Source organism: Specibacter sp. NPDC078692, assembly GCF_040686835.1.
GTDB lineage: Bacteria > Actinomycetota > Actinomycetes > Actinomycetales > Micrococcaceae > Specibacter.
The window spans coordinates 198,519-223,606 of record NZ_JBFBLV010000003.1 but is presented as its reverse complement, the minus strand read 5'-3'; the positions used below and the strand labels follow the sequence as shown (position 1 = coordinate 223,606).

General features: G+C 59.5%; 24 protein-coding genes. 6 read left to right on the top strand and 18 right to left on the bottom strand.

What is annotated here, in order from left to right:
* Positions 1 to 2,085, bottom strand: a complete 2,085-nt coding sequence (gene uvrB / locus AB0O97_RS03750) for an excinuclease ABC subunit UvrB (protein WP_363839592.1) — start codon at positions 2,083 to 2,085, stop codon at positions 1 to 3.
* Between the two features lie 161 nt (positions 2,086 to 2,246).
* Between uvrB and AB0O97_RS03745 the strand changes: the two genes are divergently transcribed.
* Complete coding sequence (locus AB0O97_RS03745) at positions 2,247 to 2,663, top strand: DUF4190 domain-containing protein (protein WP_363839595.1); 417 nt, start codon at positions 2,247 to 2,249, stop codon at positions 2,661 to 2,663.
* A gap of 89 nt (positions 2,664 to 2,752) precedes the next feature.
* On the opposite strand, the gene AB0O97_RS03740 is transcribed toward AB0O97_RS03745, so the two are convergent.
* From AB0O97_RS03740 to coaE, 6 genes are all read right to left on the bottom strand, one after another.
* Positions 2,753 to 2,911 carry a hypothetical protein gene (locus tag AB0O97_RS03740; protein WP_363839597.1) on the bottom strand — a complete coding sequence of 53 codons (159 nt, stop codon included), beginning with the start codon at positions 2,909 to 2,911 and terminating at the stop codon, positions 2,753 to 2,755.
* A 221-nt stretch (positions 2,912 to 3,132) separates the two neighbouring features.
* The gene (locus tag AB0O97_RS03735; RefSeq protein WP_363839600.1) at positions 3,133 to 3,600 is read right to left on the bottom strand and encodes a hypothetical protein; all 468 of its coding nucleotides are present in this window, start codon (positions 3,598 to 3,600) and stop codon (positions 3,133 to 3,135) included.
* A gap of 87 nt (positions 3,601 to 3,687) precedes the next feature.
* Positions 3,688 to 4,065: a hypothetical protein gene (locus AB0O97_RS03730; protein ID WP_363880012.1), complete on the bottom strand. Its 378-nt coding sequence runs from the start codon at positions 4,063 to 4,065 to the stop codon at positions 3,688 to 3,690.
* A 103-nt stretch (positions 4,066 to 4,168) separates the two neighbouring features.
* Complete coding sequence (locus AB0O97_RS03725; RefSeq protein WP_363839605.1) at positions 4,169 to 4,435, bottom strand: Rho termination factor N-terminal domain-containing protein; 267 nt, start codon at positions 4,433 to 4,435, stop codon at positions 4,169 to 4,171.
* Positions 4,436 to 4,484: 49 nt separating this feature from the next.
* Positions 4,485 to 4,934 carry a DUF892 family protein gene (locus AB0O97_RS03720; protein ID WP_363880009.1) on the bottom strand — a complete coding sequence of 150 codons (450 nt, stop codon included), beginning with the start codon at positions 4,932 to 4,934 and terminating at the stop codon, positions 4,485 to 4,487.
* Positions 4,935 to 5,240: 306 nt separating this feature from the next.
* Entirely contained in the window at positions 5,241 to 6,161 is a 921-nt protein-coding gene (gene coaE, locus AB0O97_RS03715) for a dephospho-CoA kinase (protein WP_363880006.1), read from the bottom strand.
* Between the two features lie 98 nt (positions 6,162 to 6,259).
* Here coaE and AB0O97_RS03710 point away from each other — a divergent pair, with 98 nt between their 5' ends.
* Positions 6,260 to 6,982: a YigZ family protein gene (locus AB0O97_RS03710; RefSeq protein WP_363880003.1), complete on the top strand. Its 723-nt coding sequence runs from the start codon at positions 6,260 to 6,262 to the stop codon at positions 6,980 to 6,982.
* 6 nt (positions 6,983 to 6,988) lie between these two features.
* Here AB0O97_RS03710 and AB0O97_RS03705 read toward each other — a convergent pair whose 3' ends face one another.
* From AB0O97_RS03705 to rpsA, 3 genes are all read right to left on the bottom strand, one after another.
* Complete coding sequence (locus tag AB0O97_RS03705) at positions 6,989 to 7,354, bottom strand: hypothetical protein (protein WP_363880000.1); 366 nt, start codon at positions 7,352 to 7,354, stop codon at positions 6,989 to 6,991.
* 36 nt (positions 7,355 to 7,390) lie between these two features.
* Positions 7,391 to 8,020: a DUF805 domain-containing protein gene (locus AB0O97_RS03700; protein WP_363879997.1), complete on the bottom strand. Its 630-nt coding sequence runs from the start codon at positions 8,018 to 8,020 to the stop codon at positions 7,391 to 7,393.
* A gap of 224 nt (positions 8,021 to 8,244) precedes the next feature.
* Positions 8,245 to 9,723, bottom strand: coding sequence for a 30S ribosomal protein S1 (gene rpsA, locus AB0O97_RS03695; RefSeq protein WP_363839623.1), 1,479 nt, complete (start codon positions 9,721 to 9,723; stop codon positions 8,245 to 8,247).
* Positions 9,724 to 9,962: 239 nt separating this feature from the next.
* Here rpsA and AB0O97_RS03690 point away from each other — a divergent pair, with 239 nt between their 5' ends.
* Positions 9,963 to 10,730, top strand: coding sequence for an ABC transporter permease (locus tag AB0O97_RS03690; RefSeq protein ID WP_363879994.1), 768 nt, complete (start codon positions 9,963 to 9,965; stop codon positions 10,728 to 10,730).
* Positions 10,731 to 10,805: 75 nt separating this feature from the next.
* On the opposite strand, the gene AB0O97_RS03685 is transcribed toward AB0O97_RS03690, so the two are convergent.
* Positions 10,806 to 12,152, bottom strand: a complete 1,347-nt coding sequence (locus tag AB0O97_RS03685) for a GNAT family N-acetyltransferase (protein WP_363879991.1) — start codon at positions 12,150 to 12,152, stop codon at positions 10,806 to 10,808.
* 70 nt (positions 12,153 to 12,222) lie between these two features.
* Positions 12,223 to 15,006 carry a DNA polymerase I gene (gene polA / locus AB0O97_RS03680; RefSeq protein ID WP_363879988.1) on the bottom strand — a complete coding sequence of 928 codons (2,784 nt, stop codon included), beginning with the start codon at positions 15,004 to 15,006 and terminating at the stop codon, positions 12,223 to 12,225.
* Between polA and AB0O97_RS03675 the strand changes: the two genes are divergently transcribed.
* Positions 15,005 to 15,463, top strand: a complete 459-nt coding sequence (locus AB0O97_RS03675; protein ID WP_363879985.1) for a hotdog fold thioesterase — start codon at positions 15,005 to 15,007, stop codon at positions 15,461 to 15,463. The genes polA and AB0O97_RS03675 overlap by 2 nt on opposite strands.
* 106 nt (positions 15,464 to 15,569) lie before the next feature.
* Here AB0O97_RS03675 and AB0O97_RS03670 read toward each other — a convergent pair whose 3' ends face one another.
* The 6 genes from AB0O97_RS03670 to AB0O97_RS03645 all read right to left on the bottom strand — a co-directional run bounded on the left by AB0O97_RS03670 (position 15,570) and on the right by AB0O97_RS03645 (position 23,315).
* Positions 15,570 to 15,824: a hypothetical protein gene (locus AB0O97_RS03670; RefSeq protein ID WP_363879982.1), complete on the bottom strand. Its 255-nt coding sequence runs from the start codon at positions 15,822 to 15,824 to the stop codon at positions 15,570 to 15,572.
* Positions 15,821 to 17,320, bottom strand: coding sequence for an inorganic phosphate transporter (locus tag AB0O97_RS03665; protein WP_363880159.1), 1,500 nt, complete (start codon positions 17,318 to 17,320; stop codon positions 15,821 to 15,823). The genes AB0O97_RS03670 and AB0O97_RS03665 overlap by 4 nt, the downstream gene beginning before the upstream one ends.
* A 558-nt stretch (positions 17,321 to 17,878) precedes the next feature.
* Positions 17,879 to 18,937: an LLM class flavin-dependent oxidoreductase gene (locus AB0O97_RS03660; protein ID WP_363839643.1), complete on the bottom strand. Its 1,059-nt coding sequence runs from the start codon at positions 18,935 to 18,937 to the stop codon at positions 17,879 to 17,881.
* Positions 18,938 to 19,023: 86 nt separating this feature from the next.
* Complete coding sequence (locus tag AB0O97_RS03655; protein WP_363879979.1) at positions 19,024 to 20,256, bottom strand: pyridoxal phosphate-dependent aminotransferase; 1,233 nt, start codon at positions 20,254 to 20,256, stop codon at positions 19,024 to 19,026.
* Between the two features lie 90 nt (positions 20,257 to 20,346).
* Positions 20,347 to 21,402, bottom strand: coding sequence for an LLM class flavin-dependent oxidoreductase (locus AB0O97_RS03650; protein ID WP_363879976.1), 1,056 nt, complete (start codon positions 21,400 to 21,402; stop codon positions 20,347 to 20,349).
* 143 nt (positions 21,403 to 21,545) lie between these two features.
* Positions 21,546 to 23,315, bottom strand: coding sequence for a long-chain-fatty-acid--CoA ligase (locus AB0O97_RS03645; protein ID WP_363879973.1), 1,770 nt, complete (start codon positions 23,313 to 23,315; stop codon positions 21,546 to 21,548).
* A gap of 180 nt (positions 23,316 to 23,495) precedes the next feature.
* On the opposite strand from AB0O97_RS03645, the gene AB0O97_RS03640 reads away from it, so the two are divergent.
* Complete coding sequence (locus tag AB0O97_RS03640) at positions 23,496 to 23,765, top strand: GlsB/YeaQ/YmgE family stress response membrane protein (protein ID WP_363839655.1); 270 nt, start codon at positions 23,496 to 23,498, stop codon at positions 23,763 to 23,765.
* Between the two features lie 12 nt (positions 23,766 to 23,777).
* Positions 23,778 to 24,995: a YihY/virulence factor BrkB family protein gene (locus tag AB0O97_RS03635; RefSeq protein WP_363839658.1), complete on the top strand. Its 1,218-nt coding sequence runs from the start codon at positions 23,778 to 23,780 to the stop codon at positions 24,993 to 24,995.
* The last annotated feature ends 93 nt before the right edge of the window (positions 24,996 to 25,088 follow it).

The following is a 25,088-nucleotide window of genomic DNA, read 5'->3' as shown; positions in this document are numbered from 1 at the left end:
CTAGTCATGGCCGGCTTCTCGCATCTGGCGTAGTTCCTTCTTCAGATCGCCCACTTCGTCGCGGAGCCGGGCTGCAAGTTCGAAGTGGAGGTCTGCGGCGGCGCCGTGCATTTGCGCCGTAAGCTCTTCAATGAGTTCCACCAGTTCCTTGGCCGGGCGTGAGGTGGCACCGGCGGCGCCCTTCTTCTTACCTGCCTTGCCAGCAGGTTCACGCTTGAGCCGCGCTTCCTCCAACAGCGCGGCCGTGTCCGCGTCTTCACGAGCCAACTGGTCGGTGATGTCTGCAATCTTCTTGCGAAGCGGCTGGGGGTCAATGCCGTGCTTCTTGTTGTAACTGACCTGGATCTCCCGGCGTCGATTGGTTTCATCAATGGCGAACTGCATGGAGGCCGTGATCCGGTCCGCATACATGTGCACCTCACCCGAAACGTTTCGAGCGGCACGACCAATGGTCTGAATCAATGACGTCGAGGACCGCAGGAACCCTTCTTTGTCGGCGTCGAGAATGCTGACCAAGGAAACTTCGGGGAGGTCGAGTCCTTCACGGAGCAGGTTAATGCCCACCAGCACATCAAAGACGCCCATACGCAGTTCGCGCAACAACTCAACACGTCGCAGGGTGTCCACATCGGAGTGCAGGTACTGGACCTTGATGCCATTTCCCAGCAGATAGTCGGTGAGGTCCTCGGACATGCGCTTGGTCAGCGTCGTGACCAGAACACGCTCATTCTTGGCCGTGCGCTTCCGGATCTCGCCGAGGAGATCGTTGATCTGGTCTTGGGAGGGCTTGACAATAATCTCGGGGTCGATCAAGCCTGTGGGGCGGATGATCTGCTGAACGTAGCCGTCTGACATGCCCAGCTCGTATTTGCCTGGAGTTGCGGAAAGGTACACAGTCTGACCGATGCGTTCCAAGAACTCATCCCATTTAAGAGGACGGTTGTCCATGGCTGAAGGAAGCCGGAAACCGTGGTCCACGAGGGTGCGCTTGCGGGACATATCGCCCTCATACATGGCACCAATCTGTGGAACCGTGACATGGGATTCGTCGATGACCAGCAGGAAATCGTCAGGGAAGTAGTCCAGCAAGCAATGTGGGGCGCTGCCCTTGTCGCGACCATCGATGTGCCTGGAGTAGTTTTCGATGCCGTTGCAAAAGCCCATCTGCTCCATCATCTCTAGGTCATAGGTGGTGCGCATACGCAGTCGCTGAGCCTCGAGGAGCTTGTTCTGGCTTTCAAGTTCCTTGGTTCGGGTGGCAAGTTCGTCTTCAATTTGTTTGACGGCACGGGACATCCGATCTGGGCCGGCAACATAGTGCGATGCCGGGAAGACGTACATCTCATTCTCTTCGCGGATGATCTCCCCCGTTAGTGGGTGGAGCGTGTAGATATTTTCGACCTCATCGCCAAAGAACTCAACCCTGATGGCTTGTTCCTCGTACATGGGGATGATCTCAACGGTGTCACCACGGACGCGGAAGGTACCGCGGTGGAAATCAATATCGTTGCGGGTGTACTGCATACTGACGAACTTGCGCAACAAGTCATCGCGGTTCATCTGCTCCCCGCGCTTCAAGGTCACCATTCCGGCAACATACTCTTCGGGCGTACCTAAGCCGTAGATGCACGAGACCGTGGCTACCACGATCACGTCGCGCCTGGTCAACAGGGCGTTGGTTGCTGAGTGACGAAGCCGCTCCACTTCCTCATTGACGGAGGAGTCTTTTTCAATGAAGGTGTCCGACTGAGGAACGTAAGCCTCGGGCTGGTAGTAATCGTAGTAGGACACGAAATACTCGACGGCGTTATTGGGCAATAGTTCCCGGAACTCGTTGGCGAGCTGGGCGGCAAGGGTCTTGTTCTGAACCAGCACCAGGGTGGGCCTTTGCACCTGCTCAATCAGCCACGCCGTGGTGGCTGACTTACCCGTTCCCGTTGCACCAAGAAGCACCACGTCCTTCTCGCCATTATTGATGCGCTCGGTAAGTTCCTTAATAGCTGCCGGCTGATCGCCAGCAGGTTTGAACTCACTGATCACTTCGAAAGGGGCCACAACACGGTTGATCTCTTGGGCAAGACTCATGATGTTAAAACTACCCCTCCTAGGCACCACCGGCACAATAACTAAGTTCCACCATGGGCACAACTCACCACGCAACATTCGGTGGACTAAGGATCATCCATGCAAAAATGAGATGGGAAATCATCACTTTTACGCGCAAATATTCCTTTGAGAGGAAAACAATGTCTTCCAACACACCCGAAAACCCGTACGGCCAGCAGCCGTCCGCACCTTACGCTTCACAGGCGCCGACCGCCTACGGTCAGCAGCCCGGTCAGTACGGCGCCCCGGCTGCCGACCCGGGCAAGACCATGTCGATCATCGCCATCATCCTGCCGTTTGTCGGTTTCAGCTTGGTTGGTTTGATCTTGGGTCTCGTTGCCAAGTCAAAATCCAAGAAGGCCGGTTACAAGAACACTCTGGCCCTCGTGGCCATCATCATCAGCGCCGTGGTCCTTCTCATATCCATCATCGTTGGCATTTGGGCGATTAGCTACTTTGCAGACGTCGCCGCACAGGTTCAGGCTTGCGCTGACGGTGCGGACACCGTAACCATCAGCGGCCAGGTTGTGGACTGCTCCAGCTTCACCACTCCCTAAGACCTCCCGGCGATGGCCCGCACCTTTTGGTGCGGGCCATCCTTTTCTGCCGGTTCTCGGTACTAGCTCCACACGTTGCGGGCTTCGCCTCAGCTTCGGATGGAGCCTCTGCTCCGGAACCAGCCGATCCCGGCCGTAGCAACAAAGAGGATTATGCCAATGACTGCCAACCAGAATAGGCCCTTGATGGCGAATCCCAGCACCGACAAAATAAGCCAGATGACCAACAAACCAATAATGAGTCCCATAGCGGCACCTTCCTATCGTCCATAGCAAGTCACGCAGCCAACTGCCCAGCCATTTCTCGCAGCTGTGGCTGCCGTATGTTTTCAGGCTAGGCCCGTGCCGTGCCAATAACAAGGGCACCGCATGTCATTGATGGATCCAGCCTCGGCGCCGCTAGGTGACACTCGATTCCACCAACTGGCCCACCTCGTCGGTGACTGAGATGCTCTGACAGATGAGCCGCCTAGGCGCCGTCGACAAGATCCGGTCGCGCCTCGTGATGCTCCAGGCCATGTGTTCTGCGGTCCTCTTTCATCTCCGCCTCATACACGTGCCGTTTGCCACCGTCCAGCTCATCTCTAGCTCGCTTTTCGGCATCCTTGAATGCGGCGTAATACCCGTCGTCGTATTCCTCAACAATCTGGAATGTCCACCGACCGTCGATGACGTTACGCCCCACTATTTGACGCTCAATGTCATCACCAAGTACTCCGTGGCCCGCCGCTCGCAACAATTGCACAGCCTCACCCAGCGCCAGATCGGCCTTTCCTGTAAGCCGGTGAAAACCATAAAGAAGTCCTCTGGCGTGCTCAACTACTTCGAGTGCTTCAGAGAGTTTCCCGAGTGCCTTCACCGTGCCGTCGGATACCCCAGGACCGCGTTGATGGGCGTCGTTGGGCCCATCAGCTGGCGTTGCCGATGATGATGTCATCTGAAACACCCATCATTCTGATTGGGATGATCGTCTACTTTCCATGCCACCGTAGTTGCTCCTTCGCAAGCTGGTTTTCCTTGGTACCTAGGAACCCGCGGCCGGGGGTTCGTCAACGGCTGAGCGTTCGGCATCACCGAATACGGCGCCGAGGCCCTTTGAGTCTTCGGTTGCTTCACCACGGGGAATCGACTCCCCGTGACCTCGTGAAATATTCTCCTCCTCAACTGACGTCTGGCCGAGATCGGGGAACGTCTGCTGCCCCTCATGGCGCCAACTGACGTTTACGTGGGCTGAACCATTCGCAGGGGTCTCCACGGAAGTCTCAATTGCTTCGGGCGGTGCACCCATGTCCCGAATCTTTTGCTGGTAGGAAGCCACCAGCTGGTCCAACGATTCCGGCGTCCATTCCCCAGGGCGCATTCGGGTGGAAATTTCAACAGGTTGGTCGGTGCTTTCAGTCATGTGATTCTCCTAACGGATGAATTAGCTGTCGGCGGCTCGCCGGATTTCAGGGCTGAGCTTTGTTTTCATAAACATCGCATGGACGTATGCAGTTCGTTGGGAACTAAGAATTGCGCAATGCCTCGATAAGTTCCGACTTACGTTTTTTTGAGTAACCGGTCAGTCCGATTTCTTTGGCCTTGCCTCTGAGTTCGGGCACCGTCCAGGCTTCATAATCTTTTGATTTTCCACCCTTCCGTCCCACCGTAGACCGACCGTTCTTGGCCGCAGCATTGGATATTCTGGCTGCCTTCTGGGCAGAGGCTCCGTCATCGCGCAGTGCCTCATACATTTCCGGATCCTTGATGCTGGGATTCTTTTTCTCTGGCATGATTCCTCTCCTTAGTGCGTGGGTTGAGCTACTTTGAGGGCCAAGGCCGTTAGATGCTTCCCGTTGGAAGGAAGGACGGCACCTGGATTACGGGCTCAGGCTCGCGAATAACTTCAGCCTGAATCTGTTCATGCGCCCGCGTGACCAGTTCGGCGGCGCCTTCGTGATGCGCCGCCTCCAAAGCTCCCGCCAAAAGAACAGCGTCCACAAGTGTGCTGTCCGTCTTGGCGATGAGGGCGTTGGTCTCCCTATTCAAACCTTTGGCCGCCGCGCTGGGAGCATCGTTGGTGTTTTGATCCGGCAGGCTAAAACACCCTTGCAGATTTTGAAGATGGTGTCGGGTCGCGTGGGCGGAATCCCGAAAGAGATCCTCGAGATCGCTGCGCGTGGCGGTCTCCTCGAGGGTATCCAGCGCGTCGATCGATCCCTGCAACATGGTCAGGGCCAAAGCAAGTTTGTAGCAATAAATTTCTTCGAGAGTTGTGAAGTGTTCAAACATTGTTTTTCCTTCGCGTTGGCGTTGGTAAACGACGTAAATCTTCCTCCGGCGACTTCTGCTGTGGCATAGCCAAGCGCGTTACATGAGTCATTTCTTGGGCCGATGAATGCTCATCCCCCTCTTCGACTCTAACGAGGTCAGCCATAAAAATCCATGCCCCGGTATGAAGATTCAACAGGCGATGACATTGCCCTGAAGTTCAATTCACAATTGATAAGATATCAATCAGTGCAGTCTAGGTTCTGCGGCTAGTGGCAGCAGCCAGGCTTTCGTCAGTACCCAGACAACCCTGACCTTTGAGCAGCCCTAGGATTCATAAGAGATCAGGAGAGGCTGCCCCGGATCGGCCGAGGCCAAGACCTGGTGGCCCTCGATAGCATCAGCCACGGGAAAGAATCCAGCCTTGGCCATGGCATGAAGGAGCGTTTCAGCGGAATTTCCAGCCGTTGGCTCCACGCGAAACGCCGGTCCATAACCCTCCGGATGTAAGGCGAGGACGGCGGCGGACTCCCCCACCGCATGCTGCAATCGAGCCACAAGCCGCGCTTCTCCTGCATCGTCAGAAGCGGGCGCATGCGCGCTTTGATCCACATCTGCATGTTCTGCATGAGCCCGCCCGGCGGCCACATTCGTTGCAAACGGCACTAGCCGTTCATGCCAGAGCACATCCAGGGCGGCAATTGCCTCGTCCCGGGTGCCATCATTGACGATCACCACATCAGCCACGGCTGCCCGCTGTTCGTCGGTAGCTTGAGCGGCAATGCGGGCCAGCGCATCCTCCCTAGACATCCCGCGGTCCCGAATCAGGCGCTCTAGCCGAAGCTCCTGAGGCGCCTGCGCAACGACTACCAGGTGAAAGTTGGGGCCTTGCCCCGACTCCACCAGCAGTGGAATGTCTTGGACTACAATGGCGTCCGGGCTGGCGTCGGCTTTCAACGCAGCAGCCGCCGCACGCACTAACGGGTGGGTGATGGCGTTCAGCGCCGCGAGCTCCGCCTTATCGGCGAAGACCCGGGACCCGAGAGAAGGACGGTTCAACGAACCATCCGGCAGCAGCATCTCAGGACCAAAATGAGCTACGACGGCGGCCAGGCCCTGCGTTCCGGGAGCCACCACCTCGCCGGCCAGCTGGTCGGCGTCAATGACAACGGCTCCCAGCTCGCGGAACCGGGTAGAGAGCAAGGATTTTCCGGCAGCGATGCCGCCGGTGAGACCAAGTGAAAGCATGCACCCATACTATCGAGCGTGCCGCAACGCGGTTGTTCCTGACACAGCACAGCGACCAAGCAATGAGCCGGTACTCCCCCGTTAGATAGGATCAGTGGGTGACACTTCCCCTCGCCTCAGCCGGCCCCAACAGCTACACGACGTTAGCGTCCGGACCCGACTTCCGGCACGAAATTTCCATCAAGCGCTCCCGCTTCATCACCGTGCTGCGGCGAGTGGAACAGGAATCCTCCGCCCGCGAGCTGGTGAGTGAACTGCGCAAAGAATTCTACGACGCCAGGCACCACTGCTCCGCGTTTGTCATCGGCTCCGACCGCAGCATCCAGCGCTCCAATGACGACGGCGAACCCTCCGGCACCGCAGGCATCCCCATGTTAGACGCCCTCATCAGACGGGAGGTTCACGCTCCGTCTAGCAACGGAAGCGACACCTCGGCCGCCGCCGACCTCAGTGACGTGTGCGCCGTCGTCGTCCGCTATTTTGGTGGCATCCTCCTTGGCGCCGGCGGACTGGTGCGCGCCTACTCGGAGTCCGTGAGCACGGCGTTGGAGTTGGTCCCGCTGGTGCGCAGGGAGCGGCAGCAGCTGTTCACGGTCGCGGTGCCGCATGCGCAGGCCGGGCGGTTGGAGAATGATCTGCGCAGCGCCGGCTATGTGATGACCGGGAACACGTACGACGGCGCCGAAACTCAGCTTGGGCTGGCCATGTACGACGACGAGCAGGTCATCACCGCCGCGGTGGAAAGGCTTGCCGCGCTGACGGCTGGACGCTGCGCGTTGACGGCCGCCGGAAACGATTGGGTTGACACGCCGCTGACCTAGTACGCCCTACAAATCCAGGCTGAGCCGACCTTCCAGATCCGGCCATGGAACGTTGACACGTGGACCGGCCACCAGGGCCTTCACCAACTGTGCGTCAGCTACTAATATGCCGTCCGGGGATACCTCAACAATGGCTACACCACCTCGGAACGCGGGCTCTGCATCTCGCAGCTGCCAGCCCTCGGCGAGTTCACCGATTCCCCGATCCGCAAGACGTTCGTCAGCAGTAAGAAAATCCGTTGCTCGGCCCACTGGGTGTCCCAGCAGGTTCCGGGGTTGGACGTGCGAGTAGTCGGCCGCCAACGGCTCCAGATACCCCACCGTTTCACCATCATCGGGGCGGGTCACTTTCAGCCATGAAGTTGCTGACACAACGGTTCCTTACGGAGGATTTTAAGACAGGGTCTGCTAACGGTCTTGGTACGGGTAGTTGCCCTGCTGGTAGTTGGCTTGCGGCTGGGTGGGTGGCAGCAGATAAGGCATCTTATCGAATCTGGCACCTTGGGGGTTGCTGGGCAGGCAGGCGAGGATCCAGACCACCAATGCTCCCGCATAGGGAATCAGGCCTAGGGCCAGGAATCCACCACTCATGTTGGCGTCGTGCAGCCGCCGAACGAACAAGGCCAGTGACGGCACGATGATGGCCAGCATGTACAGTCCGTAGAGCACGATGATGAGGCCGGCCAAGGCGGAAGCCCCTGAACCGTCAATTGCCCCAAACAGGACGCTAACCACCATCAGCACGACGAAGTGGAACAACTGGACCCACCAAAATTCGCTTCGTGTGGATCGTCCACTGAAGACGGCGTACTGCTTGAAAAAGCTCTTGATGGCTGCAACAGGTCCCGCAATGTTCCCACGCTGAGGCGCCACGAGTCCCTGTGGAAATGATGGCGCGGCAGCTTCCTGTACCGGGACCACGTCAAAGGTGGGTGGCGGGGTGGCCTGACTGAAATAACCAGGGGTGATGTGAGCCGTGGAGGGCGGCGTGTAGGGCACCGGGTTGTCTTGGTGCCCGCCTGGATAATTCGTTGTCATGCGTTGTCTCCCCCATATGTGATCGTGTGTTCTGTTTATCTTATCTATTGGGCACTGACATTGTCGCCACAGCTCCGAGCGCGCACCAGAGCAATCGACCAAGGACGCACCTCATCACGAGGACAACGAGCGTTAAGTAAGTGAGGGCCCCCGCCAATGGCGGGGACCCTCACTCAAGTCAGCAAAACCTCATTTTCATGGGGCGGTGCTTGCTGGCGTCGAAATTAGTTTCCGGTCAGCTTTTCGCGGAGAGCAGCAAGTGCCTCATCCGATGCCAAGGTACCGGCACCGGCGTCAGCTGCAGCAGGCTCGGAGGAGTAGGAAGTCCCTGCGGACTCGCCACCTTCACCGGCGTTGTCAGCAGCTGCATCTTCTGCGGCGTGCTCGGCAACCTGCTTCTTGTGGGCTTCCCAGCGAGCCTGAGCGTCAGCGTACTGCTGCTCCCAGACGGAACGCTGAGTCTCGTAGCCTTCAAGCCACTCGTTGGACTCGGAATCGAAGCCCTCCGGGTACTTGTAGTTGCCCTCTTCGTCGTACTCGGCAACCATGCCGTAGAGTGCGGGATCGAACTCGGTGGAGTCGACGTCGACACCTTCGTTGGCCTGCTTGAGGGACAGCGAGATGCGGCGGCGTTCCAGGTCGATGTCGATGACCTTGACGAACAGTTCGTCACCAACGGAGACAACCTGCTCGGCCAGCTCAACGTGGCGCACGGCCAGCTCGGAGATGTGAACCAGGCCTTCGATGCCGTCTTCAACGCGAACGAACGCACCGAACGGAACCAGCTTAGTGACCTTACCCGGTACAACCTGCCCGAGGGCGTGGGTGCGGGCGAAGGTCTGCCACGGGTCTTCCTGCGTAGCCTTGAGCGAGAGCGATACACGCTCGCGGTCCAGATCCACTTCGAGAACCTCGACGGTGACTTCCTGGCCAACTTCGACAACCTCGGACGGGTGGTCGATGTGCTTCCAGGACAGCTCGGAAACGTGAACCAGACCGTCTACGCCGCCAAGGTCCACGAATGCACCGAAGTTGACGATGGAGGAAACAACGCCGGGACGAACCTGGCCCTTTTCCAGCTTGTTGAGGAACGTGGAACGAACCTCGGACTGGGTCTGCTCGAGCCAGGCACGGCGGGACAGAACAACGTTGTTGCGGTTCTTGTCCAGCTCGATGATCTTGGCTTCGATCTGCTGACCGATGTAGGGAGCCAGGTCGCGCACACGGCGCATCTCGACCAGCGATGCGGGCAAGAAGCCGCGCAGGCCGATGTCGAGGATAAGACCACCCTTGACCACCTCGATGACGGTACCGGTAACGACACCGTCTTCTTCCTTGACCTTCTCGATGTCGCCCCAGGCACGCTCGTACTGAGCGCGCTTCTTGGAGAGAATCAGGCGGCCTTCTTTATCTTCCTTCGTGAGGACCAAGGCTTCGACCTGATCGCCAACGGCGACAACGTCACCGGGATCAACGTCGTGCTTGATGGACAGCTCGCGGGAGGGGATGACACCTTCGGTCTTGTAACCGATGTCGAGCAGAACTTCGTCGCGGTCAACCTTGACAACAACACCTTCGACGAGGTCTCCGTCGTTGAAGTACTTGATGGTTGCATCTACTGCGGCGAGGAATTCTTCAGCAGTACCAATGTCGTTGATTGCAACAACAGGAGTACTAGTCTTCTCGGGGGTCGTGATGGTCATGTAGTAGGGGCTCCGATGTGGATAGTTGGTTTCGACGAACCCGGGGCTAGGCCGCGAGGTATCGCGTCCATGCCGGATCGGGTCCGAAAATTATTATGGTTGCAGGGGTTCCTGCTGATCGTGATTGCACGACTTGTACGAAATCTGCCGGGTTCTCCGGCCCACTTCACGCATGACATGCCTATTTAGTCTAGTTGTTTGGGGCAAGGAGCGCAAAAGTTCGCCGACGGCTTGCCATAATGTCAAAGGTGGTGGACTCGACGCTTCTAATTCTCGGACCGAACGCGTGGATTCTGCTTGCCATCATGCTGATTTTGGCCGCTGCACTGTGGCGGATTGCGCTTGGAAGATCCCCGTGGGACATGCTCTTTGCGGGGCTGCGTGCGCTGGTTCAGCTGGCAGCTGTGGTGCTTGTCATAGCGTGGCTTTCCGGCCGCGGCCCGTGGGCCTTTGCCTTTGTCACCGTGATGTTCGTGGTGGCCGCCTGGACGTCCGGTCGGCGGGTGGCGCCAGATGGCCGCTGGTGGCTTGCCGCAATTCCCATCGCGGCGGGAGTCATCCCCGTGGCGGCCATGATGTTTGCCCTCGGCGTGGTCCCGTTCAATGCACTGGCCATCATCGCCATCCTCGGCCAGCAGATCGGCGGGGCAATGTCTGCCGTGACGTTATCTGGGCGGCGTATTCGCGATGAACTTTCGCTTCGCCATAATGAAGTGGAAGCAGCCGTGGCGCTGGGCTTCCAGTGGCCGGCCGCACGCCTCATGGTTGCCCGCCCCGTGGCTGGGGAGGCGATCATTCCCACGCTCGATCAGACCCGTACCGCAGGCTTGGTGACATTGCCGGGTGCCTTTGTAGGAATGATCCTGGGCGGTGCCGCCCCCATCGACGCCGGACTCATTCAGCTGTTGGTACTTATTTCACTCTTGCTGGTCAATGCCCTCGCCGCAGCTGTCTCCCTCTGGTTGGGCTCTCGCGACGCGTGGCGCCGCCCCAGCCAGAGGGCCTAACTCGCAGGAGTGAAAGCCCAAGTTCCAGCCTGCAGAAGCTAACCCGCAGCGCGCCCAGTTAGAAGGCGCGGGCAGTTAGAAGTTGGTCAAGCAATGCGGTGGCGCCGGTGCGGCGAAAAGGGTGTCAAAGACGGCCACCGCGGCGGGGTCTGTGGCACGTACCCGGCCAGCAGCCTGCAACGTTCGCGCTGAGACGGTGCCCAGGTACAGGCTGGAAAGTTCGCTGACACCCATGTTCAGTTCCGGCTCCACCGAACCGTCTTCCGCGCAGCGTGTCACGGTGGCTTTACCGTGCACTACCTCGATCCGGAAAATTCCCGACGCATGGCCTAGCGGGTCACCCACGTGGATCGTGATGGTTCCGTCGGCCGTGTACTGCCGGGCAGCAAGCGCTCCTGGGGTATCCAGAATCCGCAGCCACAGGTGATCTTCGGTGGCTGTGCGCTTGTAAAGGCGTTTGGCCGCCATGGCCCATTCCAGCGGATCCACCACCGGTGCCATGTCCCAGAGGATCACATCGATCAAATCCAGGGACCCCAAATAGTTCCATAACGCCAGATACGCAGCATCGCTCACGGCCAGAAAATCAATGATCTCAACAGAGGATCGGTGCTTCTCATCTGTGGGCTTATAGGTGACATAGCCGTCCACCACCCCGGCCGCGTTATAGTGCAGCGCCGCCCGAATATTCTTGATCGGATCTATGGACCCGTATTTTCCTTGCCCTGAAGCCAGCTGGCGATACATGTCTTGGCGCCCAATGGAGCCGTAGCTGAGGACATGAACCTGCGCAAAAATCTCATGATGAATCTCCCGCACCACCAGGACATCGGCAATCTCCACCATTCCCTGGGCTGCAGCCGCCGGGAGAATGAGCTCAAGTCCACCCTTGACCGTGACTTCCACAGTGTTGGAATGAGTTGCCACCCCGAAGCCGAAGCGTCCGTAAATGGTGGCCTCGGAGGCTGTCAGCGCCGCAATGGACAGGCCCGCGGCCTTGGCCTGAGACAGGTCCGAGTCCATCATGGCCCTGAGCAACCCACGACGGCGGTGGCTTGGGCGCACTGTCACAGCAGTGATCTGGTGGACAGGAAGTAAGGTGCCCGCACCTACGTTCAGACTCTTGCGGTGGTAGGCGTAGGTGGCCACCGGATAGTTCTCACCCCAAGCCCTGGCCGGGGCGCCGGTTCCGCTGAGGTACGCACCGGTGACCATCCGGCCATCAGCTTCCTCAGCAGCCCCGTAGAAGGCCAGCAACTCCTCGGTCAAGGTGTCACCGTGGAACCCCAGCGAGACGGCCTGCATCCAAGCAACCACCTCGGCGGGCACCTTTCCATCCACCAACCGCGATGGAAAGGTGCGCAGTTCGTAGGGAAACGACCGTGGGTTTCGGCTGCCCGCCGGATCATGGCTCTGCGTCATTGCGGTTCCTCATCCTTCATGCCCAGTAAGGCGTTGTGACTATCAGCGTCTAACTATCAGCGTCTAACTATTAGTGCCCGGCGTCGTTCCAGCTGGCGCCCACGCCCACCTGGACTTCAAGAGGCACCTTTAGTTCCGCCGCGGCACCCATCTGCTCGATGACCAGAGCCTTGACGGCGTCAAGCTCCCCCGGCCAGATTTCAAGGATCAATTCATCATGGACCTGCAACAGCATCCGCGACTTCAGCTCCTGCTTCCGCAACGCCGCATCGACCCCAAGCATGGCGGCCTTGATAATGTCGGCCGCAGAACCCTGGATGGGTGAGTTCAACGCCACCCGCTCGGCCAGCTCACGCAGCTGACGGTCTGTGCTGGCCAGATCGGGCAGGTAACGGCGGCGGCCCTCAATGGTGGAGGTGTAGCCGTCAACGCGAGCCTGTTCCACCACACCGCGCAGGTAGTCGCGGACGCCACCGAATCGGTCAAAGTAGTCCTTGACCAGAGTGCGAGCTTCATCCACCGAGATTTCCAGCTGCTTGGACAGGCCAAAGCTGGTCAAGCCGTACGCCAAGCCATAGGACATGGCCTTGACCTTGGAACGCATAGCGGAGGTGACCTCTTCCGGAGCCACACCGAACACATGGGAACCCACATAACGGTGCAGGTCCTCACCGAGTGCGTAGGCCTCAATCAGGCCGGCATCCTCGGAAAGATGCGCCATGATGCGCATTTCAATTTGCGAGTAGTCAGCTGCCAGCAGGCATTCGTAGCCTTCGCTGACCACGAAAATGTCCCGCACCCGGCGACCCTCTTCGGTGCGGATCGGAATGTTTTGCAGGTTGGGGTTGATGGAGGACAAGCGGCCCGTGGCGGCTACATTCTGCGCGTAGGTGGTGTGGATACGACCATCCTCGGCCACAGACTTCTTCAGGGTTTCCACCATTTGCTTCAGCTTCGAGGCCTCACGGTGGGCCATCAGCTGGGCCAAGAACTCATGCCCGGTCTTCTCCAACAGCATCTTCAAGGAAGCGGCATCGGTGGTGTAGCCGGTCTTGATCTTCTTGGTCTTGGGCAGACCCAACTCTTCAAAGAGGACCTGCTGCAATTGCTTGGGCGAGCCCAGATTGACCTCATGTCCAATCGCAGCGAAGGCGGCCTCCTGAGCGGCGTTCATGGCCGCAGTGAAGTCGGCGAGCAACGTGGCCAGGCGCTCCTGCGAGATGTCAATGCCCGTCAATTCCATCGTCGCCAGAATTCCCGCCAGAGGCAGTTCCAGCTCGTGCAATAAACGCTCGGCCCCACGCTCAACCAGAATCGGCGCAAAATGCTCACTTAGCAACAGTGCAACGTAGCCGCGTTGGACGGCATCGGTAAACTTAGAATCGCCTTCCAGCCCCAGATCCAGTTGCCCGGACTCAGTGGCAGCTGCCTCAAAAGACACTTTCAGGTGAACCTGGCTCAGCTCAGCCAGCTCGTAGCTGCGGCGGTCCGGCTGAATTAGGTAGCCAGAGAGGGAGGTGTCATCGACCACGCCCGCCACAGCAAGGCCTCGCAGCGACAGGGCCTTGAATGCTTCCTTGTACTCGTGGATTACCTTCGGCGCATCGGAGGCCAGCCAAACAGCCAGCTCAGATTCCAGCGCCGCATCAGCGGCACCCAGATCAACCACGATGGCGGAATCGGCACGTACCAGCGCCACCGCAACAGCTTCATGGGCCAGGCCAGCCTTTTCACTGAGCACCTCCACAGCGACGGCTGCGCCCGCAGCACCTGCAGCAGGCCCCGCAGCAAGCCATGTCGCTAGGGCAGCCGCCTCGGTGACCATCTGGTGGGCAGGCACCTGGTGAGCCTCGCCGGCGTCGACCGCTTCCTCTTCGCCAAACAAATCAAAGAGGCGCTTGCGCAGGGTGTTGAACTGCAGGGCGTCGAAGAGTTCCTCGACGGCTTCACGGTCGGGGGCCTGAAGCACGGTGTCGGTGATGGCGACCGGCAGTTCCATCTCACGGAGCAGATGGTTCAGGCGGCGGTTGCGTTTGACGTCTTCAACGTGGGCGCGCAGCGACTCCCCCACCTTGCCGCCAATGGCGTCCACGTTTTCCAAGATGCCATCGAGACTGCCGTAGAGCTTGAGCCACTTGGCCGCCGTCTTAGGACCCACCCCGGGCACGCCGGGCAAGTTGTCGGCAGTCTCGCCCACGAGTGCGGCCAGATCCGAATAGCGGTTCGGCGGCACCAGATACTTGGCCTCAACAGCGTCGGCATCCATGGGGGGAATGTCGGAGATGCCCTTCTTGGGGTAGAGCACCAGCACCTTGTCGGTGATGAGCTGGAAGGCGTCACGGTCACCGGAGACCACCAGCACGTCCCAGCCGGCTTCCTCGCCCTGTGTGGACAAGGTGGCGATGATGTCATCGGCTTCGAAGCCGTCCACGGAAATGGTGGGGATCCGCATGGCCGCCATGACCTTGATGATCAAATCGATCTGCCCGTAGAACTCCTCGGGCGTCTTGTTCCGACCACCCTTGTACTCGGTGTATTCCAGCGAACGGAAGGTGGGGGTGTCCAAATCGAAGGCAACCACCACATGGGTGGGCTTTTGCTGACGAATCATGGTCAGCAACATGGAGGTGAATCCGTGCACGGCGTTGGTGTGCTGGCCCGTGTCGGTGGCAAAGTTTTCCGGCGGCAAGGCATAAAAAGCACGGAAGGCCATGGAGTGGCCATCAATGACCAGCAGGCGCGGCGTTTCACCGCCAGGCAGGCCGGCGACAGGGGCTGAGGCCGGGCTCGGTGCAACAGTGGACAGGGGGGCCGTCTTGGCAGATTCACTCACAAGTGCAAGCCTAGTCATCATGAGCAATAAATCCACACCGCACCCTATGACCGAAGAACTCCTCGCCGCAGGAATCCCACCAGAATTTCACGCCTCGTTAGGACAACATGGAGTAGGCGCGCTGGTCACAAAAATGGGGATCGTCTTCACCCACATGAGCGCCGATTCCATGGTCGCCACCATGCCAGTGGAAGGAAACACTCAAGTGACGGGCCTGCTCCACGGCGGCGCGCACGTGGTTTTAGCCGAAACGCTGGGCTCCTTTGCCGCATTTTTCCATGCCGGACCAAACTCCCGCGTGGTGGGCATTGAGATCAACGCCACACACCACCGTGGCGCCTCCAGCGGCCTGGTCACCGGCACGGCCACCCCTGTCCACCTTGGCCGCACCCTGACAACCCACGAGGTGGTCATGACCAACGAGGCCGGGCAGCGCCTCTCCACCTGCCGCATCACGAACATGATTCTCGCCTCCTAGCCCGTCCTTGAACGTTCGACGCCGGGCACTGACCTTCCGCTGTAGCGAAAGGTCAGTGCCCGGCGTCGTGCGTTGCTGCGTCGAACGTTGACGAACGCAAAAAAGACTAGAAAATGTTGCCGATGACGGTTTCTGCTGCCTTGCTCAGAGCTGGCACGATCAAGATGATGCCGGCCAGCACTGCCAGCACGCAGAAGCCAAAGCAAATGTAGGAACCCCACTTGGCGGCCTGGTTGCGGCGGCTGTCGTCGTCGCCACTAACAGCAGTGAAACGGACACCCAACGCGTACATGGTGACCACAAAACCGGCACCAACAAGGGTTGTCAGGCCTACTGTGACAAATCCAAACCAGTCAATCACTTCTTGTCCTCCGTAGCGTTATCCTGCACTCCTTTATCAAGGGGTGCATCAGCCAGCTGGATCTTTTCCTGCGGTGCCTTTTCCTGCGGAGCCTTCGCCTTTGCAGGCTTGGGCTGTCCCGGCGACTTGGGCTGTGCAGCCGTCTTGGACGCAGCAGCCGGCTTGGGCGCCTTCGCATCCAGCGCAGCCTGGGTCATGGCCTTGAGTACGGCCGTGTCGGCGCGGTCCAGGGCAGACTGGGCAACGGTGCGGGCAGCATCAGTTTCCGCGGCACGCCTGGCAGCCTTGTCGGCGACCTTCTGGGCCGCACGAGCTTTAGCGGCCAAGCGGTCACGTTCCTTCTTGCTGGGAATGTGCATGGCCTCGCCCACGGCATCAACATCGCTGATGGCGTTACTATGGTCCACCACCTCACGCTGGGAGATGACGAACATGGCGAGGATGGCCCCAAGTCCCAGAACAGCAACGATGATCAGCCCGACGGTTCCGGTGCGGATCAGCAAGGCCGCCAAGCCACCGATGAGGCCAGCGGCTGGCAGCGTCAAGAGCCAGGCAATACCGATCTTGCCGATCGCGCCCCACCGCACGGTGGAGCCCTTACGGCCCAGACCCGAACCAATCACGGAACCGGAAGCAACGTGCGTGGTGGACAGTGCGAAGCCAAGGTGGCTGGAGGCCAGGATGGCAGCGGCGGTGCTGGTTTCAGCGGCGAAGCCCTGTGCGGGCTTGACATCTGTCAGTCCGGAACCGAGGGTCCGGATGATCCGCCACCCACCGGCGTAGGTGCCTGCTGCAATGGCGATCGCACAGGTGGTAATAACCCAAATGTGCGGGCCGGTGCCAGCCTGTTGCATACCGGAAGCCACCAAGACCAAGGTGATGACACCCATGGTCTTCTGGGCGTCGTTGGTGCCGTGTGCCAACGCCACGAGAGATGAACTGAAGATTTGTCCGCGACGGAAGCCACCACGCTTCTGCGTGAGCTTGTCACCGGAGTCCGGGTCGTGGCGACGTGTGATGCCGTAGGCCAGTTTGGTACACAGGAACGCCACCAGCCCGGCAATGGTCGGGGCGAGAATGGCCGGCAGCAGCACCTTGGAAACCACCACCATGAAATTCACTGCTCCCAGTGACCAAGTGCCCACAATGGCTGCACCGATCAGGCCACCGAAGAGGGCATGGGAAGAACTTGATGGCAGGCCCAACAGCCAGGTCAGCAAGTTCCACAACACCGCGCCCATCAATCCGGCAAAAATCATTTCCGGGGTGATGGCGACGCCGTTGGGCCCGCCTTCATTGATGATGCCACCGGAAATGGTCTTGGCCACCTCTGTTGAGAGGAAGGCACCTACCAAGTTCAAGATGGCAGCGAGTGCCACCGCGGTCTTGGGCTTGATGGCGCCTGTGGCAATGGGAGTTGCCATGGCATTGGCTGTGTCGTGAAAGCCATTCGTAAAGTCAAAGAAGAGGGCCAGTGCTATGACTAGCACGACCATGAAGGTGAGATCCACCCGCGATCCAATCTTGAGAGGGCGTAAGCGTGAATTCGAAATTGTGAAGTCGGAAACTCATGCCAACGCCCATGACTTGCGGCAATGATGGCGAACCCAACCGCTACGATCCTACGACGATTTTGGCTCTTAAGTGTCCAGCACCCCCTCATCAGGTTAACGGAAAGTGAACAAGGAGTTAACCCCGGTACCGGATCGGCGAGTTCACCGCACCCGCACAACCGCCATGGCGCGTCAGCACGGCACAGCCGCCAAATCCTTCGACGAATAGTGTTTAGTTGATCACGTTAGGCCCGAACCTGCGATCAACGCTCGATCAAAGATGAATTGAAACGAATTCGAATCCGGATCAACGCCGCATTAACGCCGAAGAGGTGAGTTTCAGCACGCCTCCTGCGCTGAAACTCACCTCTTGACTCATGCTGACTTAACTCAAGCTGACTTAACTTTGGCTGGTTCCGAGCCTAGGCACATCCCCGCCCAGGCCCAGCCCCGCCCGGGATTGAGCACGGACCCTCCCCTGACGTAGGCCTTGGCGAGGACTTAGGCCCTGCTGAGATTTTCGCGAACTCGCGGAGCGACCTCGGTGGCGTACAGCTCAATGCTCTTCATCATGGCCTCGTGCGGGAGCGTGCCATGGCTGTACTTCAGGTCAAAGCGGGACAGCCCAAGAGAGGTGGCCACCGTAGTGATCTTTTTGGCGACGGTCTCGGGCGAGCCCACCATGAGTGCACCGCTGGGGCCGGCCGTGGCGTCAAACTCGGCCCGGCTCAGGGGCGGCCAGCCGCGGTCGCGGCCAATACGGCCATGAGCTGCTGCGTAGTGTGGCCACAGCTCATCCATGGCCTGCTGGTCAGTTTCAGCGATATGGCCCGGCGAGTGGACCCCGATGGGCTGTTCGGGCTGGCCAAATTCCTTCAGGGCCCGGTGGTAAAGCTCGGCAAAGGGGGTGAACTGTGCCGGCTCCCCACCAATGATGGCCAGCATCAGCGGCATGCCATAGTGGGCGGCCCGCACCACCGACTGCGGGCTACCGCCAACGGCGACCCAGGTCTTGAGCGCTCCCGATTCGGTGTGCGGATACACCATTTGGCTGTGCATGGCCGGACGCGTGTTCCCGCTCCAGCTCACGGGCCCTTCCTTGCGCAGCTCGTTGAAGAGTTCCAGTTTCTCCTCAAAGAGTTCCTCGTAGTTGGCCAGGTCAAAGCCAAACAGAGGGAAGGATTCGGTGAAGGACCCCCTGCCCAAGGTGACTTCGGCGCGGCCTGAAGAAACGGCGTCGAGCGTTGAAAAACGCTGGAAGACGCGGATCGGATCATCGGAGCTGAGCACCGTGACGGCCGAACCCAACCGGATTTGCTGGGTCTGACCTGCGATGGCAGAAAGCACCATGTCCGGGGATGAAATGGCGTAGTCATCGCGGTGATGTTCGCCCACACCAAAGTAGTCAAGGCCCAACTTGTCGGCCAGCACGGCTTGTTCGACGACGTCACGAATCACCTGCGCGGCATGCTTGGGCGTGCCGGTGGCATCGAGGGTGATGTCACCAAAAGTGTCCAAGCCCAGTTCAATCTGCCGGGGTTGAGAAGTGCTGGGGGCCATGAGAACCATCCAATCCAAATAAATATACGTTTGTATCTACTTGAAGAACCGGACGGACTTAGAAACTATTCCCGCACGGCGGCTACTTAGCTAACGAGCGCCGCTTTGCTGCGGTAGACGGCCAGGAAGGAGCTGATGCGTCGGATGGCCTCTTCGATATCAGTGATCGAGGGCAGGAGCACGAACCGGAAGTGGTCCGGGGTGGGCCAGTGGAATGCGGTGCCGTGGCTGACCAGGATTTTTTGGTCCTGCAGCAGGTCAATCACAAACTTCTCATCCGATTCGATGGGGTACATGTGGGAATCGAGCTTGACGAATAGGTACATGGCCCCGGCCGCCGGCACACAGGAGACGCCGGGCAGCGCATTGAGTAATTCCGAAGCGCGGTCGCGCTGCTCACGCAGGCGACCGCCGGGCTTGGTCAGATCGTTGATGCTTTGGTAACCGCCCAAGGATGTCTGGATGGCGTGCTGAGCCGGCACGTTGGAGCACAGGCGCAGGGAAGCGATGAGCTCCAAGGACTCCTTGAAGCCGGCCATCGCGGCACGCGGACCCGAAAGCGCCACCCAACCGGCACGGTAACCGGGCATCCGGTATGCCTTGGACAGGCCGCTGAAGGTCAGCATGCAAATGTCATCGGCGAGCGAGGCCATGTGGATGTGGCTGCGGCCGTCATAGAGGATTTTCTCGTAAATTTCATCGGAGAAGATCACCAGATCGTGCTTGCGGGCCAGCTCCACGAACTTTTCCAGAATGTGCCGCGGATAGACAGCCCCGGTGGGGTTGTTCGGGTTGATGATGACGATGGCTCGGGTCGCCGGCGTGATCTTCGCTTCGACGTCGGCCATGTCCGGCCACCATTCATTGTCCTCATCACACAAGTAGTGCACGGGCACACCGCCGGTCAAGGTGACAGTAGCGGTCCACAGAGGATAGTCGGGGGCCGGGATGAGCACCTCGTCGCCGTTTTCCAAGAATGCCTGCAGGGTCATCGAGATGAGTTCGCTAACCCCGTTGCCGACAAAGATGTCATCGACGCCGATACTCATCAACCCCTGGGTTTGGTAGTACTGGGAGATGGCCGTGCGGGCGGAGAAGATACCCTTGGAGTCGCTGTAGCCTTGGGCTCCGCGCAGGTGATGGATCATATCCACCACAATGGATTCCGGCGCCTCCAGCCCGAATGGGGCGGTGTCACCTAGATTCATGCGCAGGATCCGGTGCCCCTCCGCCTCCATTTTTTGGGCCGCATGCAAGATGGGACCGCGGAGTTCGTACCGGACGTTGGCTAACTTGGAAGAGTGTTGCATGGGGCGCATGCTTTCCATTTTCACACATGCACCCCCGCAAGCCGCGTATCCTCCCCTAGCGTGGCCGGTCCCTCGCGGCGGCGCCAGTTACTTTCTGGGCTACTTTTTGGCGAGCAGCCGCTCCACCCGGGGCTTGACCTCGGTGGCCAGCAGCGTGATGGATTCCAGGAAGTATTCGTGCGGCAGGCCCCCAAAGTCCGATTGCAAAAAGTGCCGCATGTGACCCATGTAGCCGTGCAAGTGAACAATGCGTTGCGCCACCTCGTCAGGGTCACCCACGTAGTAGGCACCCGGCGCCTGTGCTTGGGCAAGGTAGGCGTTCTTATCCGGTGCCGGCCACCCTCGCAGGCGCCCCATCTCCACGTTGAGGTTGTGCCAGCTGGGATATAGGCGGTCCAGGGCCTCCCGCTTGGTGGGTGCCACCAACCCTAAGGCGGCCACCGAGACCTTAATATCGGAGCCCGTGTGCCCGGCCTGCGCCGCCGATTGACGGTAGAGATCGGCCAGCGGAGCAAATCTGTGCGGCGCACCGCCAATGATCCCGTAAGAGATGGGCAGTCCCAGTTGTCCTGCCCTGGCGGACGACGCCGGGCTGCCGCCAGTTGCGATCCACAGCGGCAGCTTCCCTTGGACGGGCCGTGGGACGACAGCCAAGTTCTCGATGGCCGGCCGGACGCTGCCGTGCCACGTTACGTTTTCAGACTCGGCGCTGTTGATGGCCATGAGGAGCTCCAGCTTTTCGGAGTACAACTGGTCATAGTCACGCAGATCGAAGCCAAAGAGTGGAAATGTCTCCACGGAGGAGCCGCGGCCGGCGGTAATTTCAATGCGGCCACCACCGGAGATGGCATCAGCCGTGGCCATCTGCTGGAAGACCCGCACAGGATCATCGGTGCTGATGATGCTCGCGGCGCTGCCGAGTTTGATGTTCTTGGTGGCACCGGCCGCGGCAGCCAGCATGGCACCGGGCGAAGACGCGGGCATGGAGACGGTGTGGTGCTCCCCCACGCCGAAGTAGTCCAGGCCTTGCGTATCGGCATGAACAATTGCCTCAAAGAGGTTTTTTATGCCCTCGGCGGTGGAGCCGGTGCTGCCGTCCGCATTCAGGGGTGTGTCGCCAAAGCTGTACGCGCCGATTTCCATGGTGCCTTCCACAAATCATCCTTTGCAGGCACGAAAGTGCCGAACCACGAAACTGCGTGGTTCTACAGATCATATTGATAGCAGATTAATTCGGCAAGTTTTGAGCCAGCAGGGTCACAGCAGGACCATAATCCCAGCAGTGCGCATCCGGGGTGTCACAGCTTTGGCAGCGACTGCTCTTTAACTTGCTTGCGGAGAATCTTTCCCAGCATGGATCGTGGCATCTCATCGATTTCAATGATACGGACGGGCACCTTGTACCTGGCCAGCAACTCCTTGCAATGGTTCCTGAGGGCTGTCTCATCCAATGCAACACCGGGTTCCAGCTGGACGGCGGCCACCACCATTTCCCCGCCGCGATCAGCAACTTTTCCAAAAACGGCGGCGTCCGTGACATCGGCGTGCTGACGCAGCACCGCTTCTACTTCCGACGGCGAGACATTGAATCCACCCGTGATGACCAGTTCTTTGGCCCGATCCACAATGGTGGTGAAACCCTCTGGGTCAACCGTGACGACGTCGCCGGTACGCAACCAGCCGTCAGCGGTCAGGGTCTTGGAGGTTTCCTCCGGATTGTTCCAATAGCCTTGGAACACCTGCGGACCCTGCAGCAACAGTTCTCCCGGTTCGCCCTGCGACACCTCGCGAGACGGGTTGTCAACGTCGACAACTTTCATCAAGGTAGAAGGGAAGGGCACCCCGATGGTGCCCGTCTGCCGGCTCGGATGAAAGGGATTTCCCAAGGCCACGGGAGAGGATTCGGTCATGCCGTAGCCCTCCACCAAGAGGCCGCCGGAGACCGACTCCCACAGCTCGACCACATGGTCGGGCAGGTTCATGGCACCGGAAATGCAGAACTTACACGAGCGCAGTGACACCCCTTTTTCCTTCGCAGCAATGGCTGTGCGTTCGTAGATGGGCGGCACGGCGCAGTAGACCGTTGCCGGAGACTTTTTCATTGCAGAGAGCACCAGATCGGCGTCGAACTTGGGGAACAGAACCAGCAGACCTTGCTTCCGGATACCGAACGTCAGGTACAAGGTCATGCCGAAGGCGTGGAACATGGGTAGCACCGCGTACAGGATTTCCTTCTGTTGCTGCGCCCCATGCATCCACGCTTCACCTTGGAGGGCGTTCGCATAAAGGTTTCGATGCGTCAACATGGCGCCCTTGGGGTGGCCGGTAGTGCCGGAGGTGTAACCGATCACAGCCAGATCGGTGACCGCCGGACGGGGGTGCGCCTCCTCCAACGCCCCTCCCGAGAGAAGTTTCTGCCACGGCAGTGTGCCCGGTGCCGGTGCGCTCAAAGACGCCCGCGTTTCACGTAGTTTCTTCACCGGCAGTTTCAAAGCCAAACGCTTGACGAGCGGGAATTCTGAGAGCAGGTCCACGGAAATGATCCGGTCAATGGCAATATCGGCCGGGAACTCCTGCACGGCGGGAACCACCTTGTTCCACGCGATCACTACCCGGGCCTGATGGTCCTCGAATTGGTGGCGCAGTTCCCGAGAGGTGTACAGCGGGTTGTGTTCGACCACCACTGCGCCCAGGCGCAGCACGGCATAGAAGGCCACCACATGCTGCGGGCAGTTCGGCAGAATCAGGGCAACACGGTCGCCGGCACGAACGCCGAGCTTGCGCAAACCCTCCGCTGCCCGAGCCACCTGCTCCCCCAGTTCCCGGTAGCTGGTGCGGCGAGCAAAGAACTCCATAGCCGGGAGTTCTCCTGCCTCCTGAACGGAACGCTCAAACATTTCCACCAGCGATTCAGTGGGCATCACAATCTGCGCAGGAACGCCCGGCTGGTAGTTCCGCACCCAAGGCTGCTCGGTGGGAGAAAAAGTAGATTTCGGGGTGGGCACAGCGGCGGATTCTGGCGTGGCTTCGGAGGATGCGGCAGGGCTGGGGGTGTCGTTATGTGGCATGGTTCCATCTTGCCGTCTGTTTTGTCAATTTTGAAACTTTTACCCCAAGTTGCTGGACTCAGGGCACAAGGATCGCTACCGTGGGGATTCCGGAGCACCTAGGAAACTAGAAAACTAGATGCACCGGATGCCATGCGAACAGCACGACTTTCACTACTAGTTCACTATTAGGAGACTGTTATGGGTTTCATCGGATGGATTATTTTGGGCCTCGTGGTTGGAGCCATTGTCAAGGCCATCATGCCCGGCAGGGTAGGTGGCGGCTGGGTCACTAGCCTGATTCTCGGTGTGGTGGGGGCCATCGTGGGCGGTTGGATCGGTGACGCCCTCTTCAACAAGGGAGAGATGGGCTTCTTCAGCATCGGATCGTGGCTGCTCGCAATCGTCGGCGGCCTGGTGGTTGCCGGGGTTTACGGTGCCATTACCGGACGCAACAAGACCGCCGCCTAGGAGCGGCGAATCGTGAGAGTAAGTCAACGAGGCCCGGCCACTGCGCCGGGCCTCGTCACGTCCGGAGCAGTCACGCCCGGAGCAGCCGTGGACAAGGCCGACGCCCCAGCCCCTGATGATGAGCGCAAGCCGGATTCCCCGATACAACTGCCAGCAAAGTCATGGAAGTATGCAGGTCGACGCGCCATTGCGAAGTTCAGTGCTGATGGCTGCACAGATTTAGCCGCGTCCCTGACCTACTATGGCGTGCTCTCCTTATTCCCTGCCCTTCTCGCCCTGATCTCCATCATGGGACTGGTGGGTCAGGCAGAGCAGACCTCGACCCTGCTGCTAGATCTGGTCAGCCGGGCGGCCGGCCCGGAGACTGTTGAGGCCATCCGCCAACCCGTTGAGCAACTGACAAGTTCGCGGGCAGCAGGCTTGACGTTGGTCATCGGTATTGTGACAGCTCTGTGGTCGGCGTCGGGATATGTTGGCGCCTTCAGCCGGGCCATGAACAGGATCTACGGCATTGACGAAGGCCGGCCTGCCTGGAAACTACGCCCGGCCTTACTGTTGGTGACACTTGCTGTGGTGCTGCTGGTAGCCACCATGGCACTGCTGCTGATCCTCTCCGGTCCCGTGGCCCGGGCGGTGGGTGAGGTGCTCGGCGTCGGATCTGCCACACTCACTGTGTGGTCCATCGCCAAATGGCCCGTGGTGGGCATCTTGGCAGTGATTCTGATCGCCATCCTTTACTACTTCACACCCAATGTCCGCCAGCCAAAATTCCGCTGGATCAGCATTGGCGCCGCGGTGGCACTCGTGGCGCTCGTTGTGGCGTCGGCAGGATTTGGTCTGTACGTGGCAAATTTCTCCAACTACAACAAAACCTACGGAACCATTGCCGGCATGATCGTACTGCTGCTGTGGATGTGGATAATGAACCTGATGCTGCTCTTCGGCGCCGAGGTCGACGCCGAACTCGAGCGGGTGCGTCAACTCCAGGCGGGCATTAAAGCCGAAGCGCAACTGCAACTACCTCCGCGCGACATTGCCGCCAGCGCTAAAAAGGAAATCAAGGAGCAGCAGCTACTGACCGAAGGCCGGGCGCTTCGAGCGGAACTAGACGCCGAGGCCGAGCCACCGGTCAGAGAATCCGCTGAGGCCCGCGCGCTGATGGGCATCATTCTCCTCGGGGCAGGCGCTGCCGCACTGAGCTCCTTCCTCAAGCGCCGCCGTCGTATCTGAGAAAGAGCCACCCAAAAAAGAAGGCTCCCCAAAGCTGTCCGCTAGCAGCTTTGGGGAGCCTTCTTTGCCTGTTGGATTTCTCACAATTTAAGG

Coding starts and splice junctions, on each gene's coding strand:
- AB0O97_RS03640 (WP_363839655.1), top strand. CDS start 23,496: ATGGGTTTCATCGGATGGATTATTTTGGGCCTCGTGGTTGGAGCCATT.
- AB0O97_RS03740 (WP_363839597.1), bottom strand. CDS start 2,911: ATGGGACTCATTATTGGTTTGTTGGTCATCTGGCTTATTTTGTCGGTG.
- polA (WP_363879988.1), bottom strand. CDS start 15,006: ATGATGACTAGGCTTGCACTTGTGAGTGAATCTGCCAAGACGGCCCCC.
- rpsA (WP_363839623.1), bottom strand. CDS start 9,723: ATGACCATCACGACCCCCGAGAAGACTAGTACTCCTGTTGTTGCAATC.
- AB0O97_RS03690 (WP_363879994.1), top strand. CDS start 9,963: ATGTCAAAGGTGGTGGACTCGACGCTTCTAATTCTCGGACCGAACGCG.
- coaE (WP_363880006.1), bottom strand. CDS start 6,161: ATGCTTTCACTTGGTCTCACCGGCGGCATCGCTGCCGGAAAATCCTTG.
- AB0O97_RS03665 (WP_363880159.1), bottom strand. CDS start 17,320: ATGGTCGTGCTAGTCATAGCACTGGCCCTCTTCTTTGACTTTACGAAT.
- AB0O97_RS03645 (WP_363879973.1), bottom strand. CDS start 23,315: ATGCCACATAACGACACCCCCAGCCCTGCCGCATCCTCCGAAGCCACG.
- AB0O97_RS03735 (WP_363839600.1), bottom strand. CDS start 3,600: ATGACATCATCATCGGCAACGCCAGCTGATGGGCCCAACGACGCCCAT.
- AB0O97_RS03700 (WP_363879997.1), bottom strand. CDS start 8,020: ATGACAACGAATTATCCAGGCGGGCACCAAGACAACCCGGTGCCCTAC.
- AB0O97_RS03660 (WP_363839643.1), bottom strand. CDS start 18,937: ATGGCCCCCAGCACTTCTCAACCCCGGCAGATTGAACTGGGCTTGGAC.
- AB0O97_RS03745 (WP_363839595.1), top strand. CDS start 2,247: ATGTCTTCCAACACACCCGAAAACCCGTACGGCCAGCAGCCGTCCGCA.
- AB0O97_RS03675 (WP_363879985.1), top strand. CDS start 15,005: ATGAGCAATAAATCCACACCGCACCCTATGACCGAAGAACTCCTCGCC.
- AB0O97_RS03655 (WP_363879979.1), bottom strand. CDS start 20,256: ATGCGCCCCATGCAACACTCTTCCAAGTTAGCCAACGTCCGGTACGAA.
- AB0O97_RS03725 (WP_363839605.1), bottom strand. CDS start 4,435: ATGCCAGAGAAAAAGAATCCCAGCATCAAGGATCCGGAAATGTATGAG.
- AB0O97_RS03720 (WP_363880009.1), bottom strand. CDS start 4,934: ATGTTTGAACACTTCACAACTCTCGAAGAAATTTATTGCTACAAACTT.
- uvrB (WP_363839592.1), bottom strand. CDS start 2,085: ATGAGTCTTGCCCAAGAGATCAACCGTGTTGTGGCCCCTTTCGAAGTG.
- AB0O97_RS03685 (WP_363879991.1), bottom strand. CDS start 12,152: ATGACGCAGAGCCATGATCCGGCGGGCAGCCGAAACCCACGGTCGTTT.
- AB0O97_RS03730 (WP_363880012.1), bottom strand. CDS start 4,065: ATGACTGAAAGCACCGACCAACCTGTTGAAATTTCCACCCGAATGCGC.